The organism is Novipirellula caenicola, from assembly GCF_039545035.1.
Taxonomy (GTDB): Bacteria; Planctomycetota; Planctomycetia; order Pirellulales; family Pirellulaceae; genus Novipirellula; species Novipirellula caenicola.
Map to the genome: position 1 here is coordinate 1 of NZ_BAABRO010000035.1, position 11,697 is coordinate 11,697.

Genomic DNA, 11,697 nt, shown 5'->3' on the forward strand with positions numbered 1-11,697 from the left:
TTAGTTCCCATTGATCGTCGGTTAAGCAATGCCGCCCCACCATGATTACCTCCTCCCTTTCGTTCGAACTAACTTACCTCTCATTCGTACGAAATAACGGGCAACATGGTTTTCAGACAGAGCCTAGGTCGCCGCCCTCTACCACTCACGCATCGCGGCTCACTGAAACATTAAACTGAGCTTCCTGGCTCTGAGGCTACCAGAAAGACCGCTCGCGCGTCACGGCCCCATAAGCAGCCATCGGGGGGCGATGGCAGGTGAAAGCCAGCTTTACGATGAGTGAAAAGAACAAACAAGAGTTCGATACGTCGGATTGGAAGAGCAGAGTTACAGCACGTGGATGGATTTCCGGTTTACGGGATTTGCAATTGACGCCTGGCTGGTTTCGACTATTGTTGGCGACAGCGGTCGTGCTTTACCACACGTCGAAAGTGGTCTTTTTCGGGTATTGGGCGGTATTCGTCTTCTTTGTGCTCAGTGGATTTTGGCTGACCGAGATGTTTCGCAAGAAGTATATGCACGCAAAGAACACGACCCTGGTGTTTCAAGCAAGCCGTGTGTTTCGCATCATGCCAGTCTTTCTTGCATCAAGTTTGCTGGGATTAGCAACCGCATGGGGAGGATTTGGAGGCCCCATTGTTGAGCATGCACAAGAACCACTTTGGGTTGCAAGATCGCTGGTTCCACTTGGAAACTCGGCCTTGCAACCACGTTTGATCGAAACGGTTTGGTCGCTCGATATTGAAGTACAGTTCTACCTACTTTTCCCCATCATTTATGCTGCGATGATTTCGCGGAAACAATGGGCAATGGTCGCGTCTTGCGCCGCATTGGCGGCAATAACGTGGATTGCTGGGTACGAAAACAGTTTGTTGACCTACGCTCTGATGTTCATGATTGGCATTCTGATTTCTCATTTGGATTGGCAGGCATCGTCCGTTGTTTACTGTGCTTCCATCACTTTGATACTTGCACTCTTTGTGGGCGTCCTCATATATCCCGAAAGCCGATCCTCTCTACTTTCAGAGGGCGCAATCATAATGGGCGGACATGATCTGACTCGAGCATTTAACGTGGCGATGGCATTAATCACCGTACCATTTGTTTCCCTTAACGTTCGGGTCAAAGAAACGTCCATGGGTTATCACGCAGGGAACCTTTCCTATCCGATCTATCTGATTCATTGGGTGCTACTGGGGCCCTATATCGCATGGTACGGAGGATTGCCTGGACGCGAGCGTCTACCGTACTTCATCGGATACTTGGCTCTATCGTTCATTGTGTCCCTTGCGATCTATGCCTTAATCGATCGCCCCATTGATCGTCTCCGTCGAAACTTTGTCAGTCGGTACACAGCAAAACCCTCTGCGAGTAAAAGCGAGGCGTTAGCGGCATGAGTACACGTGATCGACTTCTGATTGTTGAAGAAGCACTTCGTGACCAAGAGGGGCATTGGTTCGAGTACAACCGCGCGACAAAAGCCGCCGTGGGCAAGGTTGGCAAAACAAAAGTCGAAATGCTGGGCAACATCACAATGGTGGATTCAGTCGCCCATGAACTGGGCGCCAAGCCGCATTTTCGTTTTACCGTGTGGGACCAGATTTACAATCACCCGCAAGCTTGGAAACGCTATCTGGGAATCTTGCAGCACAATCGACGCTTGTATCAGGATCTATCATCGCACTTTGCAAACGCAGAATATTGCGACACAGTATTCGCCCCGACCGTCGTGCTGCACCACTTTCTGGGGTATTACAAGTTCACCAAGAAATTTGGCGGAAAGAAGTTTCGACAACTGGTTCTGTTGGTTCGGAATAACATTGCAATCTATGATTCAGATGGCAATCGCACATTTAGAAGCACCGCGAAGTTTTGGAAATGGGCCATTCAACGCTTTCAGCCAATGATAAACAGTGGCTTGGTTCGTTTCGTCACGGATAGTGAACGTTTGGCGGATGAGTACGAAGAGCTAACAGGAATACGCTTTCAAGCGTTACCACACCCGTCTCTGATTGGAATTTATGCACCAAGCGATGGCGCAAAGGTTTCGGGCGATGTTGCCCAACCGAAAGGTGTTCGTCTGTTTCTTCCCGGTCCAGCAAGATATGAGAAAGGCGCCGATCGCTTAGTAGAAGCTGCCAAGTTATTAGACAAGCGAGACGACCTTCCGCCGATCGAGATTGTACTTCAGTGGTCGAGTGCATTTTCACTTCCCGACGGATCCGAACTGGGCCCTTCTGATTTATCTAAGCTAGGATTGGAGAAGGTTACATTTGATATCATCGAAAAACCATTGGATAGCGATTCATATCACAAGCAGCTGTTGCGTGCAGATTTGATCGTTTTACCGTACCGTCGTGAAGCTTACTTTGCCAGGATTTCTGGGGTTGCCGTTGAGGCAATGATGCTTGGCAAGCCAATCCTGTATACAAGCAACACATGGGTCGGAACGATAGCTGAACGGTTCGGTTGTGGTATTGCGATGGAAAACAATACTATGGGTGTGCGTGACGCTATCGTTTTGGCCGCCGGTCAGCTGCACGCTATCTGCAGCGATTCACAAAGTGCAAAGCTGAAGGTCTCAGAGTTTTTTTCAGCAAACTCTTTTGCTAGTATACTTATCGGCAATCGACAGCAAACGACTTGACTGTCCACTCGCTACTCTGCGTGAATTTGATCGCACGGTGAAAGAACAAACTCGCCAAGCACAATTGGCTTACTTCGCCCCCGTAGATGAAGGCGGATTAGCAAAATATGCGGTGCATCAGTGTGCTGCATTGGCAGAAAGATGCTCAAGGACCGTGTTTCTGGGTTACCGCCATATGGAACGCGAACTGCGGCAGTATTCTCCCAGTACCCAGTTTGTTCCCTTGAGAGACCAATACCAAGCAGTGGGTAAGCTAGGACGTGCAATCGCCCACATAAAAACTCGCCGTTCTGAAGTATCTCAGTTGATCGATCTGATCAATCAAGAAGATCTTTCACATGTCGTGGTTGGAAGCTACTTCGAGTACTTTTCTCCATTCTGGGTTCGGCGGTTAAGAGCGTTGAACAGTCTAGGGATTCGATTTGGCACGATAGTCCACGATCCCATTAGAGACTTCCGAGTGGGCCCCAAATTTTGGCATGACTATTGCATTTCTACGGCTTACTCATTTGTCGACGTGGCATATGTCCATGGTGGAACAGCGTTGGACTACGGACGGCCAAAACGTTCTTTTCTTGTCAAGGAAATTCCACATGGGCCGTATCCAGTGCCAGTTCCAAACAAAGGGTCGGAGTTAAGAGCTCAGGTGCGTTCGATTCTGGGGATTCCGGACGCCGCCCCCGTACTGCTCGCGTTCGGCCACATTCGAGATGGCAAGAATCTTGATCTATTGATCAAATCGCTGGTCGACGTCGAAAACATGCACCTGTTGGTCGTTGGACGAGAGCAAAGCATCGGACAACGGTCGATCTCATTTTACCAAGATCTAGCAGTCACTCACTCCGTCGACAAGCGATGCCATTGGGTTAACGACTTCATTCCAGAATCGGATGTGTATCAATATTTCATCGCATCCGACTATCTCACGCTGGTATATTCAGCAGATTTTCGTTCAGCTAGCGGAGTTTTGAACCTTGCTTCGCAATTTCACTTACCGGTACTAGCAAGCTCGGGAGAAGGGCCGCTAAAAAAGTGCGTACTCGAATACGACTTGGGAACATTCGTAAAGCCTGATTGTCTCCGTTCATTGATAGATGGTTTGCGTAGAACCAAGGATCAGGGTTTCAGCCCAAGGTGGGATGACTACCGAACTGACCATTCGTGGGATTCAAACGCGATCGGCGTCTTAGACACATTGTTTACCAAATGAACTTTCTCCGGCGACTACAGACGCTTTTCGTGCCTAGCAACCCTCGCTCCGACATTCAATGAAACTGCGACCTTTAGTCGGTGCCATTGTCTCTTTCACATACAACCATGTGATTGGACACGTACCCTCGAGTCTTGTTCGGCAAGTTTTCTTGCGGGCTTATTTGGGTCGCTTGGGGAGCGGGACCGGAATTCAGATGCGGTGTCGTTTTCTAAATGGACGCCGCATCTCATTCGGAGATCGAAATGTGATTAACTTTGGTTGCCTACTTGATGGCCGAAAATTCAACATCGTTACGGGAAGTGATGTTTCCATTGGTCCGGAAGCAACAGTTCTCACACTGGGACACGATCCACATAGCCCGACGTTTGAGGATCGCGGGGGAGACGTCATCATCGGTGACCGAGTGTGGATTGGTTTTCGAGCAATTGTGCTGCCGGGAGTTACAATCGGGGAAGGAGCGGTCGTTGCCGCTGGTGCGGTGGTTACTAGGAATGTTGAACCTTTCACAATCGTAGCAGGCGTGCCCGCGAAGCCGATGGGACGACGGAGAGTAGATTTAACCTATCAGCTGAACTATCAGCCATGGCTAGCCTAATTGTTAAAAAATCTAATATTTTTAATCACCTTTTGTGTTTGATGGTGATTGAAATACCTAGGCTCAAATTGCAAGATCGCTGAATTTGTCCTTTTGGTGCTAACATTCCGACGTCCGGTGATTCATAAATACAAACAGCCGAGCATGAGCTTTAATGTTATGCTCGGCCATCATAACCGATTTTGAGTTAGAGAACCCTTTACTTATGTGGCAGATTCAGTTGGCTCTCCCATACCACGGCGTAAATTACGCTTGATCAGTGCTCTCTACCGTTGCTTGTTAGGATTCTGGACTGACATCGCAAAGCCAGTCTAATTTTCTAAATCTTACCAGATGGGTGGCAGCCCTTTTAGTCGTGGTTGAGCACATACGCAGCCTACTATTTCTAGACTACGGAAGTTTGACTAGTCTTCGGCACAGCTCAAGCTACTGTACTTTGCCATGGGTTTTGGCCACGAAGCAGTTGTGTTTTTCTTTGTGACCAGTGGATTTCTCGTTGGCGGTGGAGTTTGTGAATGCTCGCGAACGCGTCCGCTTGACTGGCGTCGCTACCTGGCCGACCGGAGCAGTCGGTTGTACGCGGTGCTGGTTTTCGCATTGTTATTGGGTGCAATGTGTGATTCGATCGGCAGTCACTACTTCAATGCGTTCGGATTCTATTCCAATCAAACCCCACACCCAGTGGCCGTGATCGGTGGACCATTCGTCGAACGATTGGACCTTTCGCATTTTCTTGCCAGCCTGTTCATGCTTCAGGAAATTGCATTGCCATCGTTTGGCAGTAATGATCCGCTGTGGAGCCTGGCGCATGAATGGTGGTACTATCTGCTGTTTCCCTTGCTACTTTCTGGTTTTTCCAAGGAAAACGCTCCTTCCGGCTTGCTTCCCTTGCAGTGACTTGCATACTACTTTCCTTCCTGACCACCCACATTCTGATCCTATTTGGGGTTTGGCTGATCGGCGTTTTGGGATGGTCAATCAACCATCGTGCATGGCTACCTGCTTGGGTAGTTTTGCCTTTTTGGGCACTGGCTTTGATCGCCATGCGTCTCGAACTCACCTTCGTACCCTACGGACATCAGTACTTGGTTGGCGCCGCTTTTGCGTTGTCGGTGAATAGTTTCGCAAACACATCGGTTGCTTGGCCATTCTGCTCGCTATCTAGGTGGCTTGCGGACTTTTCATACTCACTCTACCTAACGCACTTTCCTCTCGCCCTCTTACTGACAGCAATCTTTCTTGATCTAGTCGGAGCACAAAGTCGACTGACACCCAACTTCATTTCTGGAACTGGCTTCTGCGGTATTGTATTACTTTGTCTCTCGGTGACGTACTTGGTGTCATTGGTAACAGAAGCCAGAACCCAGCTTTTCCGATCATGGCTTTATCGCATAGCGGGTGTAACTACTGGTTTCCAAAAACCAGATTCGTGAACAAAGCCGGTCACGTCGCAATAAGATGCCAAAACTACTCATCCACTTTGCCCGGTTCGGCCCTTATCACCTCGCACGACTTCGCAGTGCCAGCGAAGCACTTGCACCGCTGGGCTGGACCGTCAAGGGCTTGCAAGTTTGCTCGACGGACTCGATTTACGACTGGTCGCCGTCCCAATTTGACGACACCAATGGATCATTGAATCCCGACATTATTACAGCATTCCCGGGAGCGGCTTACGAAGATATTAATGCGGTCGATATCAAAAGCACTTTCGTAAAAATTCTTGATAGAGAGCAACCCGAAGCTATCACCGTTGCTGGATGGAGTTCTGTCGACGCGTTGGCGTGTTGTCGTTGGGCACAACAGCGAAAATGTAAAGCGATCCTTATGAGCGAAACGCGACAGTTGGACGGGCGGAGAGTTTGGTGGAAAGAAGCAATAAAGTCGCGACGAGTTCGTCGATTCGATGCAGCATTGGTGGGAGGACGTTCGCACGCTGATTACCTTGTCAAGCTGGGGATGCCAGCGGAGCGAATCGGCTTCGGCTACAACGTCGTGGACAATGACTATTTCGCGAATGCAAAAGTAGCACTCGGTTGTCAGTCATGCGAGCACGAACGAAATGCACACCCGTGGTTTCTCACGTCCAATCGATTTGTGCCAATTAAGAATCTGAACGTAACGTTGCAGGCGTACCAGATTTATCTGCAAAAAATTGCTTCTTTACATCACCTAACAACTACACCCACTCGTTCCTCAAATCCTTCGCAAAGGGAGGTGAACTCCGCTGTTGCAACTGAATCAATTTCAGCAAGTGTTTCGAGCGAAGCATGGAACCTTTGCTTGCTCGGTGATGGACCATTGTGCGATTCATTGAAGACGGCTGCTTCGGCGATCGGAGCGAGAGTACGTACGGTCCTACCGTGGGAAGATGATTACGACTTAGCGAGTCAACAGCCGACAATCTACTTCCCGGGATTCCGGCAGATCGAGGAACTTCCTCGACTCTATGCTCGCGCCGCAGCTTTCTTACATCCGGCAATGTCGGAGCCGTGGGGGTTAGTGATCAACGAGGCAATGGCATCTTCCCTACCAATCTTATCGAGCAGGAATGTGGGGGCGGCGGAAGAGTTGGTGGACAAGAAGGTGAATGGCTTCTTATTCGATCCTGCATCACCCCACGAAATGGCGGATGCGATGTCGACAATCACACAAATGGACGAACCGCAACGTCTAATAATGGGACAACACTCGCTCCGGATTATCAACGAGCGGATGCCTACTAATGCATTTGGCAAAGGCCTCGCAATGATCTTACGCAAGACGGCGAATGCTCGATGACACGTTGGGTGGTTTCTCAGGTCGGGGCCCGCGAGCACTTCGCGGTTGCAAGGGGACTGGCGGAACGAGGTGAGCTAGCAAACTTGTTCACTGACGCTTGGGTTCCCCCAGACTCCTTATGGTCCCGTATCCCCGGTACAGGGAAACTAGCGGACCGATACCATCCTGATCTAGAAACAGCAACCATCATTGCGTCGACGGGCCGAAGTGTCCGATGGGAAATGATCGCACGATTGCGACGGTCACAAGGCTGGCCAAAAACGATCGCTCGCAATACATGGTATCAAGACAATGTCTTGAAACAATTAGTCCGCATGGACGACAAAGTTGACGCTTTCTTTTCGTATAGCTACTCGGCACTTGGCTTGCTGCCACTTTGCCGAGATCGTGGCTGGATGAGTGTCGTGGGGCAGATCGATCCCGGTCCAGTTGAAGAACGCATCGTCGCCGAAGAACATGACCGCTATCCTCAAATTGCCTCATCTTGGAACCATGCTCCAAAGCGATATTGGGATGCTTGGCAACAAGAGATGGAGCTTGCGGACCGCATCGTCGTCAACTCGGCATGGTCGCGCCGGTGCCTAGTAGAAGAGGGAATCGACGAGCGTAAGATCAGTATCATCCCATTGGTGTACCAACCCTCGAACGTTCATGCACATCCCGTCAACCAGCGGACCATCAATAGCAAGATGTCGAACGATACGTTCAACGTGTTGTTTCTTGGACAAGTGAATCTGCGAAAGGGAATCGCTCGACTGATCCATGCGATGCGACAACTGAAATCACATCCAGAGATTCGCCTGACCATTGCTGGGCCATCCGAGGTATCCTCACAACTTTGGGATGATTTACAAAACGTCCAGTATTTGGGGCCGGTGCGACGCAGCCACGTCGCGAAGTTATATCGCGCTGCCGATGTATTTATATTGCCAACTTTATCCGATGGATATGCCCTTACCCAGCTAGAAGCTCTTGCGGAAGGAGTGCCAGTGATCGCATCAAAACGGTGTGGCGATTGTGTGGTCGAAGGTGAGAACGGGTGGCGATTGCCAGACCTAGAGCCAAATACGATCGCCGAGGCAATTGTGCATGCGAAAGAACACCGACTAGATTTCGAACCGCCATCAGCGTTTGGAATCGAGTCCTATGCAAAACGCCTAGCAGAGCTAGCTACCTCCTTCCAATGATCTTTAAGACTCGATCTAGCAAATCCTTTTTCAGAAACCGGCAACCTCGCGTGTGTGTCTTCCTCCGCGTTTCAGAGAGACTTGGCTACCTCCATCTGCTCCACACCTACTCAGCAGCATGCGGTGCCCCTGACCGGAGGATCGCATTCGCATTGCAGCAAAATGACATCAAAATAGAACTTCCACTAACAATTAGCAATCTCGCAGTAATACGTTTCCGCTGTGGTTGATATCTCGCTCTATCCGGCATCCTTTTGGATGGCGTGCCTACTGCTGGTGTGCGCTGGAATCAACGCATGGAACCAGCGCCGGAAAGGCTGGGGAATTCCAGCATTGGCGGTGGTGGTGACGGTGTCAGTTTGGTACGTCGGGGATGCTCTGTACAATAACTACGCGACATACCGTTCTAAGATTGGTGATCAGGCCCTCGCAAACGCATGGTGGCAGGTCTGCCTTTTCATCGTTGCGTTTATGGTCTTGACGCCAGTGATCTCGGAGCGTCTGGCGGGAGAACAACGCCCTAGTCAGGCCGTGGCCATCTTAGAACGCCGACCACTAGACCAAGCACATGTTCAAGCAAAACTTGACACGTTGTGCAAATCAATGCTGGTTGTCTGGATTGCATTGATGCTGATCGCATTGATTCGAGTAAAGTTTGACTTCGTGGGGCTATTTGCACCCTACCTAGGCTACAAACGTGATCCATGGGCAAGAAATCGGATCGGAGGCGGCATTGATGCGTTCCTGTCACTTGCCGCTTACTTTCAGACGTTTCTGACAGCCGGTTTTGGAGTTATTCTTGCTTTGACGAAGAATCGAAAAACACGTGGAATCGCATTTGTAGTCTGCTTGCTCGCATTTCCCTACTACATCTTTGATCGGACTCGTAACACAATGTTGGCGACGGTGGTTCCCGGATTCAGCGTTTGGGTTTTTGGTCGAGTGCGTGGACGCTTGCTGGTCAAATTCACCCTTGTCGCCTTTGGAGTTGCACTAACGAGTATGTGGTTCAGTTTTGTGCTACAAAACCGCACGAATCGTAGTATCGCCTCCGCATTTGCCAGTGGATCTAGCCTGCAAAAGTCGGCGAAACATAAGCATCTTGGACTTAACATGGCGGAGGAGCTAGGGTGGATTAACAAATTCATCGATCAGGGTAATTACGAGCCGAATTGGGGCATGCGTTATTTCGCCGAAGTCGTTAATCCGATCCCACGCGTAATTTGGCCCGACAAACCAATGATTGGTATCGACTATGCCATCGCTCGCGGACAGGGTGGTGCACGGGCTAGCAGCGCGGGTGTGTTTGCAACAATTTCCACCGGTATGATTGGCCAGGGAGTGGTTAACTTTGGCCGTTGGTTGGGTCCGGTTGCAGCCGCGATATTGATGGCAGTTTGGTGTGGCATCTTAGCGAGACAGGATCGCCAGGCAACCGAACCGGCTCGCCTCCTGCTGTATGCGCTCGGCTTGATATTAACGTTCAACATGGGACGGGATATCACTTTGCTGAATTTGTATCCGTTTGCCTTTGGGTGGATTGTGATTGTCTACTGGGAACGACGTCAGGTTCGCGTGTAAGAACCTCGACACCTGCTAAGTTTTTATCGTCAAAGGGACACCGGCGTTCTGGAGTTGTTGGCTGCGGCATCCTCGCCCGAACAATTGGATCTCTCACGATTATTACCTGGTCGCGATACGAAATGTGCCATGTTGTCCCATTGAATGGTGCGTCAGCAACTTTACGAATCACCTTCGATGAATCCCATGAATTGCGAAGTTTTCTGTCCCGCAATTGTCAACTTCCTTGCGCAGTGTTCAATAGATGCATGCAAGGTGATTCACTAGCACTACATACTTATTACATTATTTCATTAAACACTGACCTGATTAGGTTTAAATAACGTATGGATGTTGGCTTTCTTACGCGGTCCACGTCGCGTGATGCGGGAGGGATTTTCGAAGTTGAATGTGCGCTTGCTAGAGAGTTGTCTCAACGCGGTTGTTCGGTCAGAGCATTCGGCGCGCATGATGGCCAGTCGAATTCGGATGCTAAGAGTTGGGAACCGGTCAAACCGTGTACATTCCCGTATTACGGTGACAACTCATATCGCTATTCACCTCAACTCAAACGCGCATTTATGGTAGAAAGCTTTGAAATTTGCCATCTCCATTCGCTCTGGAGCTTCACATCATCTATCGCTTCGAAATGGGCAAACGAAACGGGACAACCGCTCTTGGTCTCACCGAACGGAATGTTGGACCCTTGGGCATTGAAGAATTCAGCGTGGAAGAAAAAGCTAATCTCGGCATTAATTGAAAAGAAAATGCTCTCCCGTGCTGCATGCTTACAGGCTAATACGAATAAGGATGTCGCAGACTATCGCAACTTTGGTCTGACAAATCCCATTGCCACAATTCCAAATGGAGTGTACGTGCCGGAGCTTGGAGAGTTGCCACCTCTCCAAGAGCGTTTTTGTTTATCTGAACGAAAAAGAGTTGTGTATCTGGGCCGTATCCATCGCAAAAAAGGGCTTGCCAATATGATCCATGCGTGGAGTCGATCTCGAGACGATGCAGAGGCTTATGGATGGCAGTTCGTTATAGCAGGACGAGATGAAGGTGGGCACTTATCTGAGCTGAAACAAATCTGCCGTGAGCATGACTTACGGGTTGGCGAGGGTTTGGTCGATGAACAAGCGGAAGTATTGTTCAATGGGCCGACTTACGGCAAGGAAAAATTCGATTTATTGACTCAAACGCACCTTTTCGTGTTGCCAAGTTTTTCCGAAGGATTACCAATGGCTGTCCTGGAGGCATGGGCCCACCAGACTCCCGTTATGATGACTCCAGAATGCAACCTTGGAATAGGCTTTGAAGTAGGCGCGGCTGTTTCTATAGCACCCAACCCAGAGAGCATTCAGGAAGGGCTACGTTCTGTCTTCAACCGTAGCTCCGATGAATTATCTACAATGGGGCGATTTGGTTATGACCTCGTTAATTCGCAATTTGTCTGGGCCTCCGTGGCTCAACAAATGCATAAACTTTACGAATGGATGCTTGGCGGTGGTGCTTGTCCGGACTTTGTGACTTTGGATGCCTAATGATTCGATACGGATGGTTTCATCGCGACCTCATGCCGCGATCACTTCGCAAGGTCATGTTCGCCGATTAAATTCAGATGTCACATTTTGCAGACTAAAAAGCGATTGAATCGCCATACGGCAGCAACGCTTAGACCCGATCTTCGAGTCTTCGAAGAACCATGTGCGTCCTG

General features: G+C 49.7%; 9 protein-coding genes. All 9 read left to right on the forward strand.

The genetic code is table 11. The annotated features are described in order from the left end of the window. The first annotated feature begins 275 nt into the window (after positions 1–275). The 9 genes from ABEA92_RS30380 to ABEA92_RS30420 all read left to right on the forward strand — a co-directional run bounded on the left by ABEA92_RS30380 (position 276) and on the right by ABEA92_RS30420 (position 11,524). Positions 276–1,397: an acyltransferase family protein gene (locus ABEA92_RS30380; protein WP_345689479.1), complete on the forward strand. Its 1,122-nt coding sequence runs from the start codon at positions 276–278 to the stop codon at positions 1,395–1,397. Next, complete coding sequence (locus tag ABEA92_RS30385; RefSeq protein ID WP_345689481.1) at positions 1,394–2,647, forward strand: glycosyltransferase family protein; 1,254 nt, start codon at positions 1,394–1,396, stop codon at positions 2,645–2,647. The genes ABEA92_RS30380 and ABEA92_RS30385 overlap by 4 nt, the downstream gene beginning before the upstream one ends. A 37-nt stretch (positions 2,648–2,684) precedes the next feature. Beyond that, a complete protein-coding gene (locus tag ABEA92_RS30390; RefSeq protein WP_345689483.1) occupies positions 2,685–3,857 on the forward strand; it encodes a glycosyltransferase family protein in 1,173 nt (390 codons plus the stop codon). A gap of 196 nt (positions 3,858–4,053) precedes the next feature. Further along, positions 4,054–4,455 carry an acyltransferase gene (locus ABEA92_RS30395; RefSeq protein WP_345689511.1) on the forward strand — a complete coding sequence of 134 codons (402 nt, stop codon included), beginning with the start codon at positions 4,054–4,056 and terminating at the stop codon, positions 4,453–4,455. A gap of 441 nt (positions 4,456–4,896) precedes the next feature. After that, the gene (locus tag ABEA92_RS30400) at positions 4,897–5,352 is read left to right on the forward strand and encodes an acyltransferase family protein (RefSeq protein ID WP_345689485.1); all 456 of its coding nucleotides are present in this window, start codon (positions 4,897–4,899) and stop codon (positions 5,350–5,352) included. Positions 5,353–5,913: 561 nt separating this feature from the next. After that, a complete protein-coding gene (locus ABEA92_RS30405; protein WP_345689487.1) occupies positions 5,914–7,233 on the forward strand; it encodes a glycosyltransferase family 4 protein in 1,320 nt (439 codons plus the stop codon). A 221-nt stretch (positions 7,234–7,454) separates the two neighbouring features. Beyond that, on the forward strand, positions 7,455–8,420 hold the full coding sequence (locus tag ABEA92_RS30410) for a glycosyltransferase family 4 protein (RefSeq protein ID WP_345689489.1): 966 nt from the start codon (positions 7,455–7,457) through the stop codon (positions 8,418–8,420). A 222-nt stretch (positions 8,421–8,642) separates the two neighbouring features. Then, positions 8,643–10,001, forward strand: coding sequence for a hypothetical protein (locus ABEA92_RS30415; RefSeq protein ID WP_345689491.1), 1,359 nt, complete (start codon positions 8,643–8,645; stop codon positions 9,999–10,001). 326 nt (positions 10,002–10,327) lie between these two features. Further along, complete coding sequence (locus ABEA92_RS30420) at positions 10,328–11,524, forward strand: glycosyltransferase (protein WP_345689493.1); 1,197 nt, start codon at positions 10,328–10,330, stop codon at positions 11,522–11,524. Positions 11,525–11,697 lie beyond the last annotated feature (173 nt).